This window comes from Mesomycoplasma ovipneumoniae SC01, assembly GCF_000218525.1.
GTDB lineage: Bacteria > Bacillota_I > Bacilli_A > Mycoplasmatales > Metamycoplasmataceae > Mesomycoplasma > Mesomycoplasma ovipneumoniae_A.
In genome coordinates, this window is the sequence record NZ_AFHO01000025.1 from 1 (window position 1) to 21,696 (window position 21,696).

Sequence of the window (21,696 nt, forward strand, 5' to 3'; positions counted from 1 at the left end):
AAATGGATCAATTGAATTTGGAAATCAATTTATCATTAAACCTGAATCAGCAAAAATTGTCAAAATTGAAATTGATGACAAGAAAGTTGATAGTGCAACTATCACTCTAACTTTTGATAATTCAGATAAGTATTTAAAACACGCAGACTATCAAGACAAATTAGAACTAGTTTATTACCAAACAGGTTCAATTGATGAAAAAACCGCCCCATTAAGTCTTGATAATGCAACTGCAGACGAAGTTAAATTTAAAGCTGAGCTTACCAGTCTTGAAAAAGGAACCGGATTTCGTGTTTTAGGTATTAGACAAAAAGGTTCTAGTGGTGGTGGCTCAAGGCGTCGTCGTAGCACAACTTCAAGTCCAAATCTAAATTTTGTTTTTGACTCTAAATTAACTGAAGACACCAAAAAATTTGCAACTCTACCAATTGTTAATTCAATTTTACAATTTCGTAATGATAGAAATCCTGAAGATTATGATTTTCTCTTAAGTCTTAAAGATACTGGTGAGGTATTTAAGCAAATCCAAGCAAGTCAGTCTAAATCAATAAAAGCAAAAATTCAGTACAAAAAAGTTGTCCAAGGTAATGAGGCAAAAGAAACAATCCAAGAAGTTATTGCCACTTTAGGAAGTGCCCAAGGGCAAGAGAAAGAATCAAACGATTCAACAGAACAAAACACAACATTTAAATTTACTCTTACTAGTCTTGAATCTTTTGCCCAATACTATATTACTAAAATTGCTTATGATACAAATGATCAATTAAGTGATGTTTTAACTAGTAAAACCGAAGATGATGGTGATGAAAATTCAGGACTCTTTAATTTTTCACCTCAGGCCGAAGAAAAACGGGCATTTTTAACTTATCCAGCCAAAGTTGAAGTAAAGTCAATTGAAATTCAGCCCGATTTTAGTCAAAACAATGCAAAACTAACAATTAAATTTGACGAAAAATACAAAGCTTTTCTTGATACATACAATAAACTCAAAGTTAACTATACAAGTCCAAAAGGTTTAGGCCAAAGTGTTGAAATTGACAAAGACAATTTTAATTCAACAAGAGATACAAATTCTCAAGAACCAAGTGTTGAAGTAACAATTAACAATATTAATGAACCAGGAAAATATGTTGTTGAATCACTTGAATTTGCCGATGAAAAATCGACTTCAACTTTACTTTCTAGTTTAGAATTACCACCTGTTGAAATTAAAGAATCAGTAACAATTGCAAAACGTAGTTTTTATACAAATACAAAAGTAGTTGCAATTCGTAAAAAGGCAATTTCAGAAACAAGTGCAACAATTGAATTAGTAATTGAAGATCCAAATGGTTCATTTATTGGTAAAAAAGTAAAAGGAACTTTTACATACCAGGCTAATCAAGCTAGTCAAACAAAAGAAGAAAGTGGAACAATTATTGCTGATGAAATTGAAAAAACTTCAAAAGTAGTTTTCCAACTAAAAGGTCTGTCTAAAAACACTGACTACAGCATTACTTCTTTAGTTTTTGACCAAAGTCAAACCCCTCAAGGACAAAATGCTGGCGGCGATACAAGCCAATTTAATAATCAACAAAACATTGAATTTAATGACGAACAAATTAAAATAAATGCTAATGCAGACTCAAGCCAATCCCAAGAAGTTGCTGAAATTAAACAATTTAAAACAACTTTTGAATCAGCAACAGCTCTAGGAATTACTTACCAATTAGATCAAACCCAGGATGGTAAGCCTTGGCAAAAAGCAAAAGTTAGAGTGTTTTTCTCAAGTCAGGACAAACCACTTGAAGAAAAGTCAACAAGACTTAAATTAGTTTATAAATCTTCAAAACAAGGAATTTCAAAAGAATCAGAAGCTTTTGTTAATGCTAAATTATTATCAATTCAGACTCAACAAGGTCAGCCACAACAAAATTGATTAAATAATCAACCAGATGAGGCTCATTATTATTATGAATTTGATCTTGATAATTTAGATGCAGGAGCCCAATATACAATAATTGGTCTTGAAGATGAGGCCGAAAAAATTAAAATTATTGTTCCTGATCCTAATGCACCAATTGCAGTTAATTTTTCAAGCCAGGCAACCGCTAATTCTTCATTTAGTTTTAATACCGCGCCATTAATTACAAAAATGACTTATGTTCCTGGTGAAAAAAGTATTAAATTAATTTTAGCCGTTGAAAACTCACAAAAATTAGACTTTTCTAATCATAGAGCCACTATTAAATACAAAAAACTTGAAAATGAGACAAATAAATATGGTTGGCAAGATCCAACAAATAAAGCTAGTGGCAATGATTTAAGCGATACGGCTGATACAATCACAGTTAGAGTACCTCAAAGACAACAAGACCCAACTAACCAGGCTAGTCAACAACAAAATGAAGAAAATTTCGGAATTACCTTTTTGGAATTTGAACTAGGAGGGCTTGAAAAAGGTTCTTGGTATTTAATTGAAGAAATTAGTCTTTCAACTAGAGGGGCAAACCCGACACCCTTAAGTCTTTATCTTGACAAAGAAAAAATGGAACCTGTTGACAAAAAAACAGAAACATCTGAATCAGAAAAATGGCAAACAATTGTCAATACAACAATTGAATCAACAACAATTAAAAGTGCAACCACTTCAACGACAAATGGTTCAAATATAACCGTTGATGGCCAACCAAAAAATACTCCCCAATTAACTTCTGGACATTTCCAAATTGATCTTGATAGCGCTGATCTAGTTTTCCTAAAAGATAAATATAATATTCAACTTGAGCTTGAATCAGTTGAAAAGAAAATTTTTTATACTGAATCTAAAGAAATAACTGACACAAATACAAGCGCTGGTGCTGGAAAAAATACACAAATTATTCTTGAAGCTAAAGGTCTTATTCCTGGAGATAAATATACAATTAAAAATTATATATTTAATTTAAAAGAAGGAGACCAAGAGAATTTTGCCGTTCGCTTACCACAAAAATTAAAAGTAACTCCGCCGACTAATAATGCAGACATTAATTTAAAAACCCAAAACGCAATTAAGGCAATTAAATATGAAGCTGTCTCAGAAGGGACAACTAATATTGATGTTGAATTTTATAATAACAATGGTGAGCTAAATAATAAAGAATTAGAGTTATCAGCCGAAATTGATAAAGATTTTGGAAATAAATATCTCCCTACAAGTTGAGGAGACACTGACAAAAAAGTAACTAGTTCAAAAACTTTAACTCCAATAGACGGGCAAATTGTTTCAACATTAAAATTTGAAATTACTTCTGGACTTAAAAAAGCAAAACAATATATTATTAAGTCAATTAAACAAAAAGATGCAACTTCGGCTGACGGAGGAGGCCAAGGCTCATCAAGTGGTGCCGGAACAGAAATTACTTTTGACACCCCAATTAGTCAAGAAAGTGCATTACAACGTAAGTTTTATTCAAAAGCTGAAAAAACTAAATTAATTAATACTACAATTAGTGATGTTACAACCGATTCGGCAACAATTACGCTAGAATTTGACAAAGATGATGCTTTCTTAAAAGATGATCTTGTTACTTTGTATTTAGAAAAAGGTGATAAATCCCAATCAATTGGAGCAACAACCTTAATTACTAACTCTGGTAGTTCATCAGGCGGAGCTGCCGGAACAGGATCTAATCAAGATAAATTACATGCTACTTTTAAATTTTTAAATATTCTTGAGCCTGGAATAAAATACAAAATTAATGCTCTAACATCAAAAACTGTTGATCTTAAAGTTGATGATACTTCAAAAGTTACCGATCCTAATTTAACTCAAGGTTGAAAATTTACTTCTACTAGTACTACTAGTGCTTCTACTTCTTCTCCAACTACTACAAGTACTACTAGCACCTCAATAGGTCAAGTTATTCTTGATTTTATTACTCAACCTTTAATAACAAATATTATTAAAGAAACAATTGAAGACGATCATGCTAAAATTAAACTTGAAGGTTGAACTCAAGATCTCCAAGATGCTGGCTTTAACCCTAAATTTACTGTAACTAAAAAACAATCAACCCAACAGCCTCAACAACCTCAACCTCAGCCTGCCGGATCTGGTGTTGGTACTGATAACGATATCAAAGAAGGCCGAAAGGAACAATCATCACCGCCTGAAAATAATTCAATTACCTTTAAAGTTAATGGTCTTGAACAATTTACTGAGTATAATAATATAACTCTAACATTAGAGAAAAACGGTGCTGGCGGTGGAGGAGTAAGTCCAAACACAAACCAACTTAGTCAAGATTTTACAGTTCCTTTTGCCCCCGAAATTGCCTCAGGTGCAAAACAATCTCTACGAGAGTTTCGTACTACAGCTAAAACATTGAATTTAGCCGCTTCAAACCCCGTTAGTTTAGAGCCGATTTCAACTTCTGCTGTCAATATTTCAATCAAACTAAAAGATGATAAGCAAGCAAACTCGGTTGCTGATGTCCCATTTGTCCTAAGATACAAAAAGATTTTTCCAACTTATGAAGCTGATGTTCTTGAATCAACTACTAATCCGGTTTTAATTAATGTTCCAGAGCAAAAATTCACATTTAATGTTCTAAATCTTGAACCTGGGGCTATTTACGAAGTTCAAGGTGTTGAGCCTTTTTATAAAGATAAACACCCAAAAGACAATCATAATATTGTTGATCTTAAACCTCATGAAAAACTTTTAAAATATTTAAAAGATGTTGAATCTTTACCAATTAAATCTAAAACTCAAGGTTCTAATCCCGAAAAAATATACTTTTCACCATTAAATGTTCCTGTTAAATTAGAGCGAGCTTGGTCACATCCACTCAGATATGATTATTATGAAGGCGAACAAGTTTATATTAAATTTAACAAGGAAGCAGGTACTGCAATTACACTTGATTGACTAAAACAAAATCTCAAATTGGAATTAATTCCCCACCGTACTCATATAGGGAGAGTCACAACAGGCCAAGAAAATGTTGAAAAAAAACTAAGTGAGGCAGGTAGCTATCATGAGAAAACTAAAGGTGAGTTTAACACTGATGTTACTTTGTCGAATTTAAAATGAGATCCAGAAAAAACTACCGCTACCTTAAAAGTTCAACCAAGATCATTAAAGTCCATTGTTGCTGCGACAATTAAAATCACAATTAAGGATGTGAATAATTATCACCTTGATCCGACAAAAGAACTTGCTACCCCTGCCGCAGCTACCGCTACCACTTCCGCCTCTCCTGCCTCTCCTACCTCTCCTACCTCTCCTACTCCAGATAATTCTCAGTCTATAAGTTTTAGACTCCAATCAAGTGCTGTAATGGTTACCCCTACTAATGTTGATTATATGAATCCAGGGCTAATTGGATTTAGTTATGCAATTTATGATCCGCTTGATTTAATTCAAAAAACTGGAAAAGATTATAATCCCTTTGGTGAGTTTCCACATTTAACTCCTTATAAAGAACAAGATTGACTAAAAGTTATTATTAATAAACAATTTAATACTACTAAATCTGAAGCTCAACTCCAAGTCCCTGATAAAACAATTTTTGATAAAATTAAAGGGAAAAAAGAAGCGGCCAAAAGTTGAGAAAATCCTACCGTTCTAGATATTCCCGAAGAACCAGTTGCAATTAGAACAAAAACCGATAATAAATATAATATAAAATATTTAACACTTTATTGACGAATTAATTCTAATACTGGAACATTTGAGATTCCTGAAAAATTTAGAGATGCAAAAAAACTTTGGTATCCTGCCGGAAAACTCGTTCATTTGCCAATTTCACTTCAATTTAAAAATGATTCTTTATCATCTTTATCTTCTTCTTATTCCTTTGTTCTTAATTCGCCTTATGCTAATCCCGGGCATATAATGCCTTATGCTTCCACCGCTAATCCACATGATGCAGACTCGATCATTGCCCCAGGAGTAAACTATTGACAATTATGAAATCAAGGTTGAACAAAACATAGAGATACATCTCAGCTAATACCGCGAATTAATCTTTTTGAAAAACATATTTCTAAAGTTTTTTGGTCCGCACCTTCATTTGAATGAACAACCAATGATAGAGATCTTAATACTTTCTTTTATCTAAATCGTAAAGTTCCGGTATTTACTGATTACGACAAAACAAGAAATTATAAAATTGATACTGGGCAACGTGGAACCACCGATTTCCGAAACGGTAAAACCTGAGACATTCTATACGTTAAGAATAGGGAAAACCACGTCAAAATCCCACCAGAACTTGTACACACTCAAATGAAATGAGATTATTGATGGCAAACCAATTCTGCGGAACATTTAGAAAACAAAAGGCATAAATCTTCATGAATAATATCAATAACCAATCCTCAAGGCAAGCCTTTATTATACGATCCAATTAATTATTATGCAATGTTAGGTCCTTTTGAACCACCTGAACTGCCAGAATAATTTTAAAATATAAATAATAAAGAAAAGAACAGCGTGTTTGCTGTTCTTTTTCAAATTAAAAATAAAAATACAACAATCTTGAGTCCCGAGTTTCCCAGTTTGAAGGCAAAAATTCACTTTTTAGTGAATATAAATATGCAAAAATACTCGTAAATCCGTGTTTTTTGACGCTGAAATCTCAATTTTTATTATTTTAAAATTAACCTTTTGTAAAAAAATGCTTGGTTTAAATTAGTAGAAAAAATTCAGACAACTAGTTTTTTATTTATTCTTTAGAGTTAAAACAATAAAAATCAACATAGTCACAAATTTTATTAGACTTCAAAATTTTACAGGAATATTAAGTATTTTGTGTTTTTAAGGTAAATCTGTTTTGATAAAATTTATCATAAAGGACCAAAATATGAAAAAGCAGCAACAAAATTTATCGCCATATGACTTAGTAGCTAAAGAAATTGTTAGCAAATACGATGATTATAAAAAATTAATAAAAGAAGACTTTCACAACCAAATTTCTCATATATTTAAAAATTTGCTAGCCGATCTTAAACGCGGAATTAAGCCAACATTTAGGCTATGAAAAAAGCAGAAGCAAAAATGGTGCGCATAGACCGAATAAGCGAAACGGGTTTTCGTGAAAAACTGTGAATTATAATAGTAAAAATATGCATCTAAAAATACCAAGAAATCGAAATGGCACTTTTGAAAACAAATTCATCGGTAAATACGAAACAAATTTAGGTGATATCGAAGAGCAAGTGTTTTCGCTTTTTGCATCAGGAATGTCATATGAAAATATTACTAATACAATTAAAAGTATCTATAAAAAGGAAGTAAGTAACGCCTGAATTTCTTCAATTACTGACAAATTATTACCTGAAATTGAAAAATGAAAATCGCAAAAAATTGAGAATTCCTATCCAATTTTGTACATTGATGGGATGTTTTTTAATGTTAAAGAAAACGGTGTTTTTGTCAAAAAATCACTTTATCTTATTCTTGCAATTGATTGGCAAGGCAATAAAAAAGTACTGGGATTTTGGATTAAAAATAGCGAATCAGCAAGTAATTGACTTGATGTTTTTAGCGAACTAAAAACTCGTGGGCTGCAAGATGTCCTAATAATTTCTTGCGATAATCTAAGCGGAATTAGTCAAGCAATTAAAGCGATTTTCCCGCAAACAGATGTTCAAAAATGTGTTGTTCACCAAATTAGAAACTCACTTTTAAAAGTTTCTTACAAGGACAAAAAAGACTTTGCCTCTGATATGAAAAGTATTTATCAAGCGATTAATCAAGAATTTACGATGCAAAATCTTGACGAATTTGCCAAAAAATGAGAAAAAAAATATCCTTTAATTATCAAGTCTTGGTATACAAACTTCGTTTAATTAACGACATTTTTTAAATATCCTTATGAATTGAGACAAGCAATTTATACTACAAATATAATTGAATCAGTAAATAGATTAATTAGGAAAAATACAAAAACAAAAGGCAGAATTCAAAGTGTAAATTACCTTTCAAAAATAACTTATTTAACGCTCCAAGACGCATCTATAAAATGGCAAAGGCAGGTAAGAAATTGATTCATAATTAAAAAACAATTAGAAATTATTTTCCCTAATCGATTAAATAATGTAAAATTAATTAGATTTCTATCAGAAAAAAATCCATTAAATTTAAAACACAAAATTATGAACACTCCCACAATTTTGTATAAGGAAAATATGTTTAAATTAAATATTGAAGACACACTTACTCAATATAACAAGATTTTAGGAATTGATGAAGCAGGTCGTGATTGCTGCGCCGGACCACTTGTTGTTGCTGGAGTAGTTTTACCTAAAAACTTTAAAAGCGATTTGATAAATGACTCTAAAAAACTTTCAGAATCAAAAAGAGAAAAGGCTTATGAATTAATAATCCAAAACGCTATTGAATATAAAATTGAATTTGCAAGCGCAGAATATGTTGACGAATTCAATCCAAAACAAGCTACTCGCAACTTAATGAATAAAATTGTTAAAGAATTCAACGATATCGATTTAATCATTACTGATTTTGAGCCAGTCACTAGCACAAATATTAAACAGTTAAATTTAATTAAGGGCGATTCACAATCATTAAATGTTGCCGCTGCCTCAATATTGGCTAAAGTAGCAAGAGATTAATATATGCTCAAAATCGATAAACTATATCCGCAATATCAATTTGCAAAACATAAGAGGTATTGTACTAAATTACATCAAGAAGCAATAGTAAAGCATGGAATTTACCTAGAACATAGACTTAGTTATAAGAATATTAAATCAGTAATTAATTAACACATAAATGAAAAGAGACAATTAGAATCGATTTCCTTACTTTGTATGTATACTAGTTATATATTGATACAAACTTGATATACTTTAATGATAAATAGTTTAGTCTTAATTTTAGCTAGCTTTTGGTCTATTTAAAAGCATTTTTTAAAATTTGTTATCATTAGAATATACTCGCAAATACAAAACATTTTGCATAAGAGTTTATATTTTTTATAAAAAGTAAAAATATTAGTTCTAGGTTGTTTATAAAATAGAATTTACATTTTTTATTTAATAAATTTTGTTTATTTTTGGAGGATTATGTCAGGAAAAATTGATTTTGTATTAAATGATGACTATAAAATTCTTTTACAATATTTGCGAGATAATAAAATAAAAGTTGATGCAGTTATAACCGACCCTCCTTACAATATAAGCAGAAAAAATAATTTCAAATCTATTGGCAGAAACGGAATTGATTTTGGAGAGTGAGACAAAAATTTTGACCAATCAGAATGAATAAATTTAACATCCCCATTTATTAAGAATGGTGGTTCAATAATTATTTTCAATGATTGAAAAAATTTAGGTGAAATCGCACGAACACTTGAACTCAATGGCTTCCTTGTTAAGGACCTTATTAGATGGGTTAAAAAAAATCCAATGCCAAGAAATACAAAAAGACGATACGTTTCAGATTTTGAATTTGCTTTATGAGCTGTCAAACCAGGAAAAAAATGAACTTTTAACTTTGAGTTAAAAAAAGATAAGGCTTATATAAAACCAGAATATGTTTACTCAAGTGAACTTGGAAGTGGTAAGAGATTTCACCCTACACAAAAACCGCTTAATTTGATTATTGATTTAATCAAATTACATACCAACCCCAATGATTTAGTTTTGGATTTGTTTATGGGTAGCGGAACTACGGCAGTAGCTGCTTTGAAAACAAAAAGAAGATTTATCGGATCTGAAATAGATGAAGGTTATTATAAAAAAATAATGGAAAGGCTTAAAAATTTTAAAAATGAGTAATTTAGTTAGATCACCTTTAAATCACATAGGCAATAAGTTTAGAATATTACCCGAATTATTAGATATTATCCCAAGCCCAGAAGTATGCGATGATTATTTCTTTATCGATGTTTTTGGCGGAAGCTTTAATGTTGGAATTAACTCGGGTTTTAAAAATATTATTTTTAATGAAAAAGACAAAGAATTATTCAACATAATAAATTTTTTTATAAAAAATGAATTTAAACATATAGATAATTTAATTAAAGAAAAAGTTAATAAATATTCCTTGATTACACAAAAAGACTATAAAAAAAATAATATTGGATATAAAAAACTTCGCGATGATTACAATCACTATAATAGAGACATTGTTTCCTTAATAGTATTAGTTTTCTTTAGCTTTAACTCTGAGATAAGATTTAATTCAAAAGGACAATTTAATGTTCCGATTGGTAAAAGTGGTTATTCGAACTATCGCCGAAAAAATTTGGAACTATTTAGTCAATTAGCTAAAGATAGAAATATAAAACTTTATAATGAGGATTTTGAGGATTTTGTTTTAAAAATAATAAAAAAACTTGACCCCGAAAAAATTATTTTTTATTTTGACCCCCCTTACCTTGTATCTCAAGCACCATATAATTCAACATGATCAATAACTGACGAAAATAGACTTATTTCAATTTTCAAAATTTTAGATGATAAAGGAATTAAATTTGTTGCGTCTAATTTTTTAAAAAATGGAAATAATATAAATACCGTATTAAAGAAATTTATAGAAGACCGGTCAATTAATGTCAAAAAGTTAAATATTAGTTATAAAAATTCTAATTACCATAGAAAAAACAAAGAAGTAGAGGAAATTATTTTTTGGAATTATGAGTAATAATAAAACAAATTGAAAACTTGGAGACACTGCTTGAAGAGTTAATAATCAATTAGCTCTTTACACTTTTGCTATGAAATTTATTGCAAATTATAATAGTGGTGAAATTAGTGAAAAGTCAGAAATAAGTGATTTTGAGTATTTTTGAGAAAAATGTGTCAAAGAAGGATATAAAAGAAACAAAACGCCAGGCGAGCACATTAAAAAAGACATAAATTTATTATTGAAAACATTAAAATGATTGGGATTAATTGAACATAAATCAACCAAATCATTTAAAGGTATTCTAACTGACGACGGATATTTTTTTAATCAACTAATCGATTCTGATAAATATGAAAAAATAGAAAAGATATTAAGAGAAAAATTTCAAACAACTATTTATGAAATTTTTTGATTGACTATCGTTCTTCGTTTTAATTTATCTAATACCGAGGTTAAAAGTGATATTCAACCGTTTTTAGAGTTAATTAAAGCAATTTTGAATAATGGCTCAATGGACAAAAATGGTTGAAAAGAATGAAACATAGTTAATAGTGGTATCAAGGGCGATAAAATTCAAAATCAATTATCTTCATTCAGAAAACCACCGAAAAATATAGAGATTTTAACTCAATTTGTTGATCTTTTTAAAATTAAAAACTCAGATTACGAGGGAGTTAAAGAGTTTCTTCTTGCTTTTTCTTCTATTGTAAGCAAGGGTAGCAAGCGTATGGTTGTTTCAAAAATCATTCTTAAATATTTATCGCAAGAGATAGAAGAATTTGACAAGAAAAAAATCACTACATATGTAGAAGAATTGTCATATTTAATAAAAACAACACGTACCGATAAGTTTTTTTCCTCAATTGATTCTATTAGAAAGTCGATAACCGCTGAGGATGAATATTCAAGCATAAATTTATATTGGTTACAGTCTTTAAATATCTTTAAAATTGATAAAAATTCTGAAACCTCATTTATTAAATTAAAGAATGAAAATATTGTCAATTTACTTGAAAAATTGCTAGAACAAGGGAATTTTTTCTCTCAAAAAACAAGTTTGAAACAAACTATGGAAAATATTTTTAAATTAATTGAATCATTTTCAACAAATGTTGACTCTATAAATGAAAATATTCCAATACCATTTACACTTGATGAGGTAAACCTAATTTTAAAGAACGATTGCAACATTAATCTTGTTCTTAAAGAGCGCAATAAGATTAAAAATTTAGACAATATCAAATCATTGGTGGGTATACCAATATATCTATTATATGAGTACCTAATAAATTTACACGTTTGGTTATCTATTCAACATAAACAACCTTCTATTCACGTAGATTCATTTATTAACATTTGCAAAACTAAACTAAACTCAAAACTAATGCCTACTTGTCAAGCCCCGGGAGGTGGATCAGATGGTTTTATAGAGACAAACAACAAAAATATTCTGATTGAAACAACTACTTTAAAACATCTTTCTGCTTTAATCAAAAATGAAGTTGAGCCAATAAAAAGACATGCTTTTAGTGCGTGAGAAAAAAATAGCAAAGAAACAATTGTCTTATTTTTTACCAAATACCTGCACAAATCTTTATTGCAATATCTTTATTTTGCATTTGATAATTTAAAAGAATTTTCAAAAATGCAGAAAAAATGAATATCAACAGATAATTTAATTTTTTTGAATCCAATATTAATCAAATCTTATATTAACAGTTTTGAATTTTTAGAAAGTTATAATCTAGATAAGAATTGAATAAATAAAGAGAATGAAAAAATGAAAAAAACTATAATAAACGATGTTTTTTTCGATAGTAATATGTTTGATAATTTAGAAAAAATTGATGAATACTATTAAAATGGGAATATTAAGTATTTTGTGTTTTTAAGGCAAATCTGTTTTGATAAAATTTATCATAAAGGCCCAAAATATGAAAAAGTAGCAACAAAATTTATCCCCATATGACTTAGTAGCTAAAGAAATTGTTAGCAAATACGATGATTATAAACTATATTTTAGGTTTGATTTTTTATCGATTTTTATCAAAAAACGAGAAGATGAGCTACTTAAACAAGGTGTTGACCGCCCGGATTTAAAATATTTTTCAGCCAAAATCAATTGAGAAGAAATTAATTTTGACCAAACTGAAATTTTAAATGACCATCACCACTTAAAAGACCGTGAAACAATTAAAGTTTATGGCCCGATTTCTGGGTTTCATGTTATAATAGAGACAGGCATGTTATCAGGTAAATACAAGGGTTTTGAAGTTTCTACCAAAGTTAAAAACTATAAAAATTAAAAATCTATGTACCGTTTAGAGTTATTTAAAGTTTAAATAATTGTAAACAGTACATAGAAGAAAAGAAAGGGGATATATTTTGTCAAAAACAAAAAAAGAAACACTAGAGGCAAAGGGTTTTGAAATACAAATTTATACAGAAGATTTTAAAAATGATTATATAAGTTTAACAGATATTGCAAGGTATAAAAACAAAGATGATTCACGATTTGTTATTCAGAATTGGATGAGAAATAGAAATACACTAGAATTTATAGGTTTGTGGGAGATATTAAATAATAAAAATTTTAACCGTGTGCAATTCGACACGTTTAAAATGGACGCGGGTCTAAATAGATTTACAATGACACCACAAAAATGGATTGAAAATACAAATGCAATAGGTATTGTTTCAAAGGCTGGAAGATATGGTGGAACATATGCCCATTTTTATATAGCCATGGAATTTGCTTCATGGATATCTCCTGAATTTAAGTTGTATATCATCCAAGACTATAAAAGGCTTAAGCCAGATCAAAATTCTAAGTTATCCCTTACTTGAAATTTACATCGTGAAATCTCTAAAATTAACTACAAAATTCATACAGATGCTATCAAGGAATATCTGCTATCTGATTTAACAAGTGAACAATTATCATATAAATATGCAAGCGAAGCAGATATGTTAAATGTTGCCTTATTTAATAAAACAGCTAGACAGTGGCGAGATGAAAATCCAGATCTTGAAGGAAATATAAGAGATTATGCAAGCTTAAATGAATTATTGGTTCTTGCGAATATGGAAAGCTATAATGCAACCCTTATTGGTAAAGGTATGGTTCAAAAAGAAAGAATGATAGAACTTAGAAAACTCGCAAGAACACAGTTGACATCACTTGAAAAACTTAATGATAGTGGCATTAAAAAATTAGAAAGCAAGTAATAATTACTGTTAGTTTGTGAATAAATAAATAAGGACCTATAAAATTAAGTGTGTTATGCAAGCAAAATTGCTTGCATTTTTTAATATCAAAAAAAGATAAAAACTAACTTGAATTTCATGCCTTAGTTTCCCAGTTTAATAGCAAAAATTTACTTTCTATTGAATGTAAATACGCAAAAATACCGTAAATCAGTGTTTTTTGACGTTAAACCTTAATTTTTATTAATGGCATTTAATTGCATTTTAAGTAATTTTATGGTATAATTATAAATTATGAAAAAACAAAATAGAGATGGTTTTATTGAAGTAAACAAATTGTTTGGCAAAAAACCTAAATATTTTAAGGAAATTTCAAACATGAAATTTGAAACAAGTTATTTGCAAACAATCAATTAACTGAAGTTGGTTTAGTAACGATGTTGCAAAAATTAAGACAAAGGGTTGAATTTAACACTTTAGATCAGCAAATAACATTTAAAAATCGAGATGGTGTGCCTAGTGATCCGAATATTTGAAATAGATATGATTTCTACTTTGATATCTTAATAAATCACTAATAAAATTGTAATTAACTTTTTCCAAAAAATTTAAAAAAGTGCCTAAAACTAAACTAGGACAAAAAAAATTAACAGTTTAATATTATTTTAACATCATAGCATATTGCTGTGGTGTTTTTCAATTTAAAATCGATTGAATTCTATAGTTGTTGTATCAAAATATATAATCTGCAATTATTTTTTTCAGATCTTCTAAAGTTATTTTACTGTAGTCTAACTCGTTTAAGCATTCACTTTTTATAATTGAAAATCAGTATTCAGCCTCCCTATTATCTAATGAATTTCCTAGACGAGATAACGAAACAGTTCCTCCCATTTTATTTATTTTGTCAATATAGATTTTTGAAGTGTATTGACATTAGTATTCTCCTTTTTGTTGCATTTGAAAATTTAAAAAAGCTAACACTTTGGGTGTTAGCTTTCTCCTTAAACTCGGACAAAAAAGCCAACACCTTAGTGTTAATTTTTTTTGTCTTGGTTTAAACCAGACACTTTTTTCAGATTATCTCGTCAAACTGGGAAACTCGGGACAAACATATTAGTGATAACAAGTTATTTGAAAACAATCAATTAACTGAAGTTGGTTTAGTAACGATGTTGCAAAAATTAAGGCAAAGGGTTGAATTTAACACTTTAGATCAGCAAATAACATTTAAAAATCGAGATGGTGTTCCTAGTGATCCGAATATTTGAAATAGGTATGATTTTTACTTTGATATCTTAATAAATCGGTAAAAAAATTGTAACTAACTTTTACCAAAAAACTTAAAAAACTGCCTAAAACCAGATGCTTTTTTAAGATTACTAAAAGAACAGCGTATCTGCTGTTCTTTTTTCGTTTTGTTTATATTATTAAAATTATTCAGGTAATTCAGGCGGTTCAAAAGGCCCAAGCATTGCATAGTAATTAATTGGATCGTATAATAAAGGTTTGCCTGAAGGGCCAGTAATTGAAATTATTCAGGAAGATTTATGCGGTGTATTCTCTAATTGTGGCGCAGAATTGGTTTGTCATCAATAATCTCATTTCATTTGAGTGTGTACAAGATTTGGTGGGGTGTTGACGTGGTTTTCCCTATTATGAACATATAGAATGTCAAAAGTATAACCACCTTTAAAATCGGTGGTTCCACGTTGCCCAGTATCAATTTTATAATTTTTTGTTTTGTTAAGATCAGTAAATACCGGAACTTTACGGTTTAGAAAAAAGACACTGTTAAGAACTTTATCATCGGTTGTCCATTCAAATGAAGGTGCGGACCAAAAAACTTTAGAAATATGTTTTTCAAAAAGATCAATTCGCGGTATTAGCTGAGATGTATCTCTGTGTTGTGGCGAACCTTGTTTTCATATTTGCCAATAGTTTACTCCTGGATCAATGATAGATTGTGCATCATGTGGATTAGCGGTGGAAGCATAAGGCATTATATGCCCGGGATTAGCATAAGGCGAATTAAGAACAAAGGAATAAGAAGAAGATAAGGACGATAAAGAATCATTTTTAAATTGAAGTGAAATTGGCAAATGAACAAGTTTTCCGGCAGGATACCAAAGTTTTTTTGCATTTTTAAATTTTTCAGGAATCTCGAATAAACCAGTATCAGAATTAATTCGCCAATAAAGTGTTAAATATTTTATATTATATTTATTATCGGTTTTTGTTCTAATTGCAACTGGTTCTTCAGGAATATCTAGAACGTTAGGATCTTCTCAACTTTTGTTGGCTTCTCTTTTTCCTCTAATTCTATTAAAAATTGTATTATCAGGGACATCAAGCGGAGCGTTGCGTTTAGTAGTATTATATTGTTTATTAATAATAACCTTTAGTCAATCTTGTTCTTTATAAGGCGTTAAATGTGGGAATTCCCCAAAAGGATTGTAATCTTTTCCCGTTTTTTGAATTAAATCAAGAGGATCATAAATTGCATAACTAAATCCAATTAGTCCTGGATTCATATAGTCAACATTAGTAGGGGTAACCATTACAGCACTTGATTGGAGTCTAAAACTTATAGATTGAGAATTATCTGGTGTGGCAGAAGCGGGAGCGGTAGGAGAAGATGTAGGAGCAGCAAGAGCAGGCAGAGAAAGTTCTTGTGTTGGATCAATGTGATAATTATCCACATCCTTAATTGTGATTTTAATTGTCGCTGCGACAATGGACTTTAATGTTCTTGGTTGAACTTTTAAGGTAGCGGTAGTTTTTTCTGGATCTCATTTTAAATCAGACAAAGTAACATCAGCGTTAAACTCACCTTTAGCTTTCTCTTGATATTCAGCTGCACTACTTAGTTCTTTTTTAACATTTTGCTGACCTTGTGTGACTGCCCCTATATGAGTACGGTGGGGAATTAATTCCAGTTTGAGATTTTGTTTTAGTCAATCAAGCGTAATTGCAGTACCTGCTTCCTTGTTAAATTTAATATAAACTTGTTCGCCCTCATAATAATCATATCTAAGTGGATGTGATCAAGCTCGCTCTAATTTAACAGGGACATTTAATGGAGCAAAATAAATTTTGCTTTGTTTGCCGTCTACAATAGAAGCGTTGTTAACCGGTAGGCCGTCAACTGTTTTAAGATATTTTAAAAGTTGGGTATCATGACTAAAACTTTCAATTTTATGATCTTCTTGTTTATGTCCATCATTAGGAGCAATTTGGGTTACTTCATAAATTGCTCCTGGTTCAAGATTTGGAATATTAAAAGTTAAAGTTTGAGTATTTGTATTAATTAAAACCGGATTTGAACTTATATTTTCTATACCAATATTTTCAGTTTCATATTTAGGAAAGACTTTTTTGTATAATACCGAAAAAGGAACATTAGCAATCGAATCAGCTTGTTTTTGATTTTTTAGTTTAACACTAAGATTTACAGTTGTGGTTGAAATTGGTTTTAGCACCAATGCATTTGAATCTGCTAAATTTAATTTTTTAGCTGTTGTTCGAAACTCTCGTAGAGATTGTTTTGCTCCTGAGGCAATTTCGGGAGCAAATGGAACTGTAAAATCTTGACTAAGTTGGTTTGTGGTCGAAGTTACTCCTGCTCCGGAAGTTCCGTCTTTTTTTAATGTTAGAGTTATATTATTATACTCAGTAAATTGCTCTAAAGAAGAAACTTTAAAGGTAATTTTGTTATCAATAGGAGGCGAAGAATTTTCTTTTTGCCCTTCTTTTGGTTGAGGTTGAGGTTGAGGTTGAGGATTCTTCTCGGTAAGAGTGAATTTAGGTTCAAAACCAGCATCTTGGAGATCTTTAGTTCAACCTTCAAGTTCGATTGTAGCATCATTATCATTAATTTGTGTTTTAACAATATTTGTTATTAAAGGTTGAGTAATAAAATAAAGAATAACTTGAGTATTTGAGGCAGACGAAGTAGAACTTGAAGAAGAAGTAGAAGAAGTAGAAGAAGAAGTAGAGCCAGAACCACCAGTAGGAGTAAATCTTCAACCTTGAGTTAAATTAGGGTTAGCAACTTTTGAAGTATCATCAACTTTAAGATCAACTGTTTTTGATGTTAAGGCATTAATTTTGTATTTTCTTCCTGGTTCAAGGATATTTAAGAATCTAAAGGTAGCTTCTAATTTATCGGTTCCACTACCACCTGAATTAGTAATAGTAGTTGTAGCTCCAATTGATTGGGATTTATCATCTTTTTCTAAATACAAAGTAACAAGATCATCTTTTAAGAAAGCATCATTTTCGTCAAATTCTAATTTAATTGTTGCCGAATCGGTTGTAACATCACTAATTGTAGTATTAATTAATTTAGTTTTTTCTGCTATTGAATAAAACTTACGTTGTAAGGCACTTTCTTGACTTATTGGGGTATCAAAAGTAATATCAGTTCCAGACCCAGAGGAACCTTGGACTCCTCCACCACCCTGAGTTGCATCTTTTTGTTTAATTGATTCAATAATATATTGTTTTGCTTTTTTAAGTCCTTTATTAACGACAAATTGAACACTTGAAACTATTTGGGCGCCAGATTGACTTAGTGTTTGTGTGGCAGAGACTTTTTTATCTTGATCTTTTCAACTTGTTGGAATATATTTATTTCCAAATTCTTCATCAATTTTGGCTGATAGCTCTAATTCTTTATTATTTAGCTCACCATTATTGTTGTAAAATTCAACATCAATATTGGTTTGACCTTCGGCAACAGCCTCATATTTAATTGCCTTAATTGCATTTTGAGTTTTTAAATCAATGCTATCATTATTAGTAGGCGGAGTTACTTTTAATTTTTGTGGTAGGCGAACGGCAAAAGTATTTTGATTTCCTTGTTTTAGATTAAATATATAATTTTTAATTGTATATTTATCTCCCGGAATAAGACCTTTAGCTTCAAGAACAATTTGTGCATTTTGTCCAGAACCAGCACCTGAAGTTGTTATTTCTTTAGATTCAGTATAAAAGATTTTCTTTTCAACTGATTCAAGCTCAAGTTGAATATTATATTTATCTTTTAGGAAAACTAGATCAGCACTATCAAGATCAACTTGGAAATATCCACTTGTTAGCTCAGAAGTATTTTTTTGACTTCCGTCGACACTGATATTTGAACCAGGCATCGTTGAAGTGGCTGCGCTTATAATTGTTGTTGATTCAATTGTTGTATTAACAATTGTTTGTCATTTTTCTGACTCAGATGTTGCTGTTTTTTTGTCTACAGGTTCCATATTTTCTTTGTCAAGATAAAGACTTAATGGTGTAGAAGCTCCATCTCTAGTTGAAAGACTAATTTCTTCAATTAAATATCAAGAACCTTTTTCAAGCCCGCCTAGTCCGAATTCCAAAAAGGTAATTCCGAAATTTTCTTCATTTTCTTGTTGTTGAGCCTGGTTAGCGGGGTCTTGTTGTCTTTGAGGTACTCTAACCGTGATTGTATCAATATTTTCGCTTGCAGAATTGCTATTAGAATTTTGTGTTGGATCTTGCCAGCCATAAGAACCTGTATTATTAACAAGTTTTCTGTATTTAATAATGGCTCTATGATTAGAAAAGTCTAATTTTTGTGAGTTTTCAACAGCTAAAATTAGATTAATACTTGTTTCACTAGGAACATAAGTCATTTTTGTAATCAGTGGGGCAGTATTAAAACTAAATGAAGGCTGAGTATTTATTTGTGAAGAAAAATTAACCGCAACTGGGGCATTAGGATCAGGGACGATAATTTTAATTTTTTGAGCTTCATCTTCAAGACCGATAATTGTATATTCAGCTCCTGCATCTAAATTATCAAGATCAAATTCATAATAATAATGAGCCTGATCTGGTTGGGTATTTAATCAATCTTGAGGATTTTGGCCTTGTTGAGTCTGAGTTGATAATAATTGAGCTTGAACAGAAGTTGTTGATGTATTAGAAATTCCTTGTTTTGAAGATTTATAAACTAACTTTAGTCTTGTTGACTTTTCTTCGAGTGGTTTGTCCTCACTTGAGAAAAATACTCTAACTTTTGCTTTTTGCCAAGGCTTACCATTTTGGTCTTGATCTAATTGGTAAGTAATTCCTAGAGCGGTTGCTGATTCAAAAGTTGTTTTAAATTGTTTTTTCTGGTCAGCAGTTATTTGTTGACCTGTTGGATCTGGCGAAGCATTTTCCTGGATTTTTTGGTCGTCAAATTCAATATCTTGTTGAACATTAAATTGAGACTGATTTGCACCAAGCGTTGTTTGGTTTTGGGCTTGATCAAAAACTAATGAAGTAATATTATAATCAGTATTTTTTTCGAGATTTTTTAATTGGAAGACTACTTTGGAAGTCTTTCCTACCTCATCAGCAATAATTGTGCCATCTTCTTGTCTTGTTTGACTGGTTTTATTAGATTGGTATGTAAAAGTTCCTTTTACTTTTTTACCAATAAATGAACCATTTGGGTCTTCAATTACTAATTCAATTGTTGCACTTGTTTCTGAAATTGCTTTTTTACGAATTGCAATTATTTTTGTATTTGTATAAAAACTACGTTTTTCAATAGTAATTGATTCTTTAATTTCAATTGGTGGAAGTTCCAAGCCTGATAGCAAAGGAGAATTTAAATCTTTATCAAGAAAATCAAGTGATTCAACAACATATTTTCCTGGTTCATTAATATTATTAATAGTTACTTCAACACTTGGTTCTCCGGAAGCTGTATTTACTATTGAATTAAAATTATTTTTGTCAATTTCAACACTTTGACCTAAACCTTTTGGACTTGTATAGTTAACCTTGATTTTTGGGTTTGTCTCAAGAAAAGCTTTGTATTTTGGATCAAATTTAATTGTTAGTTTTGCATTATTTTGATTAAAATCGGGTTGAATTTCGATTGACTTTACATCAACTCTGGCTGGATAAGTTAAAAATGCCCGTTTTTCTTCAGCTTGAGGTGAAAAATTAAAAAGTCCTGAATTTTGATCACCATCAGTTTCAGTCTTAGTAGTTAAAACACTATCTAATTGATCATTTGTATCATAAGCAATTTTTGTTATGTAATATTGAGCAAAAGGATCAAGATTTTGAAGAGTAAATTTGAATGTTGTACTCTCATCGATGAGCTCGTCTGCTGACTGTTTATCTGGACCTGTAGAAGTTCTTTGTAGCGTTGCTAATACTTCCTGGATTGTTTCTTTTGCTTCATTACCATCAACAACTTTTTTATACTGAATTTTTGCTTTTATTGCTTTGCTTTGACCGGCTTGAATTTGTTTGAATACCTCACCAGTATCTTTAAGATTTAAAAGAAAATCATAATCTTCAGGGTTTATATTATTACGAAATTGTAAAATTGAATTAACAATTGGTAGAGTTGCAAATTTTTTCTCGTCTTCTGTTAGACTTGTATCAAAAACAAAATTTAATGGTTTGGCTGAAGTCGTGCTTCGGCGACGTCTTGAGCCACCACCAGAACCTGTTTGTTTAATTCCTAAAACACGAAATCCGGTTCCTTTTTCAAGGTTAGTTAACTCAGCTTTAAATTTGACACTATCTAGCTCTGCAGCATCAACAGTTAATTTAGCAGTTTTTTCAGCAATTGAACCGGTTTGGTAATAAACTAGTTCTAACTTATCTTGATAATCAACATGTTTTAAATACTCATCAAATTTATCAAAAGTTAAAGTAATTGTTGCGCTATCAACTTTTTTGTCATCAATTTCAATTTTGACAATTTTTGCTGATTCAGGTCTAATGATAAATTGCTCACCGAATTGAATTTGACCATTCCCTGAAACACTTCCTTCAATTTTAGAATTTGTCCCTGGATCACTAACTTTAATTGCAAAATCTGAAAATTTTTGATTTGT

The 21,696-nt window shown here is 30.2% G+C and carries 6 protein-coding genes and 6 pseudogenes; 10 read left to right on the forward strand and 2 right to left on the reverse strand.

Annotated features, from left to right (window positions below; genetic code table 4):
* From MOSC01_RS04730 to MOSC01_RS04615, 9 genes and pseudogenes are all read left to right on the forward strand, one after another.
* A pseudogene (locus MOSC01_RS04730) lies at positions 1-6,427 on the forward strand (hypothetical protein); the annotation flags it as partial.
* A gap of 403 nt (positions 6,428-6,830) precedes the next feature.
* Positions 6,831-7,037 carry a hypothetical protein gene (locus MOSC01_RS04335; protein ID WP_010321447.1) on the forward strand — a complete coding sequence of 69 codons (207 nt, stop codon included), beginning with the start codon at positions 6,831-6,833 and terminating at the stop codon, positions 7,035-7,037.
* A pseudogene (locus MOSC01_RS04340) lies at positions 6,997-7,941 on the forward strand (IS256 family transposase); the annotation flags it as partial. The gene MOSC01_RS04335 and the pseudogene MOSC01_RS04340, both read left to right, overlap by 41 nt.
* 216 nt (positions 7,942-8,157) lie before the next feature.
* The gene (locus MOSC01_RS04345) at positions 8,158-8,601 is read left to right on the forward strand and encodes a ribonuclease HII (RefSeq protein ID WP_318023788.1); all 444 of its coding nucleotides are present in this window, start codon (positions 8,158-8,160) and stop codon (positions 8,599-8,601) included.
* Positions 8,602-9,054: 453 nt separating this feature from the next.
* Entirely contained in the window at positions 9,055-9,768 is a 714-nt protein-coding gene (locus MOSC01_RS0103715; RefSeq protein WP_010321449.1) for a DNA-methyltransferase, read from the forward strand.
* Entirely contained in the window at positions 9,761-10,636 is an 876-nt protein-coding gene (locus MOSC01_RS0103720) for a Dam family site-specific DNA-(adenine-N6)-methyltransferase (RefSeq protein WP_010321450.1), read from the forward strand. The genes MOSC01_RS0103715 and MOSC01_RS0103720 overlap by 8 nt, the downstream gene beginning before the upstream one ends.
* Positions 10,629-12,482: a hypothetical protein gene (locus tag MOSC01_RS0103725; RefSeq protein WP_010321451.1), complete on the forward strand. Its 1,854-nt coding sequence runs from the start codon at positions 10,629-10,631 to the stop codon at positions 12,480-12,482. Before MOSC01_RS0103720 ends, MOSC01_RS0103725 begins: the two co-directional genes overlap by 8 nt.
* Before the next feature lie 524 nt (positions 12,483-13,006).
* Positions 13,007-13,849, forward strand: a complete 843-nt coding sequence (locus MOSC01_RS0103730) for a KilA-N domain-containing protein (protein WP_010321452.1) — start codon at positions 13,007-13,009, stop codon at positions 13,847-13,849.
* 273 nt (positions 13,850-14,122) lie between these two features.
* Positions 14,123-14,406: pseudogene (locus tag MOSC01_RS04615) on the forward strand (IS1634 family transposase); the annotation flags it as partial.
* A gap of 82 nt (positions 14,407-14,488) precedes the next feature.
* On the opposite strand, the pseudogene MOSC01_RS04620 reads toward MOSC01_RS04615, so the two are convergent.
* Positions 14,489-14,761, reverse strand: a pseudogene (locus MOSC01_RS04620) (IS3 family transposase); the annotation flags it as partial.
* Between the two features lie 173 nt (positions 14,762-14,934).
* Between MOSC01_RS04620 and MOSC01_RS04625 the strand changes: the two are divergent.
* Positions 14,935-15,141: pseudogene (locus tag MOSC01_RS04625) on the forward strand (IS1634 family transposase); the annotation flags it as partial.
* 123 nt (positions 15,142-15,264) lie between these two features.
* On the opposite strand, the pseudogene MOSC01_RS04735 reads toward MOSC01_RS04625, so the two are convergent.
* Positions 15,265-21,696 (reverse strand): annotated as a pseudogene (locus MOSC01_RS04735) (hypothetical protein); the annotation flags it as partial.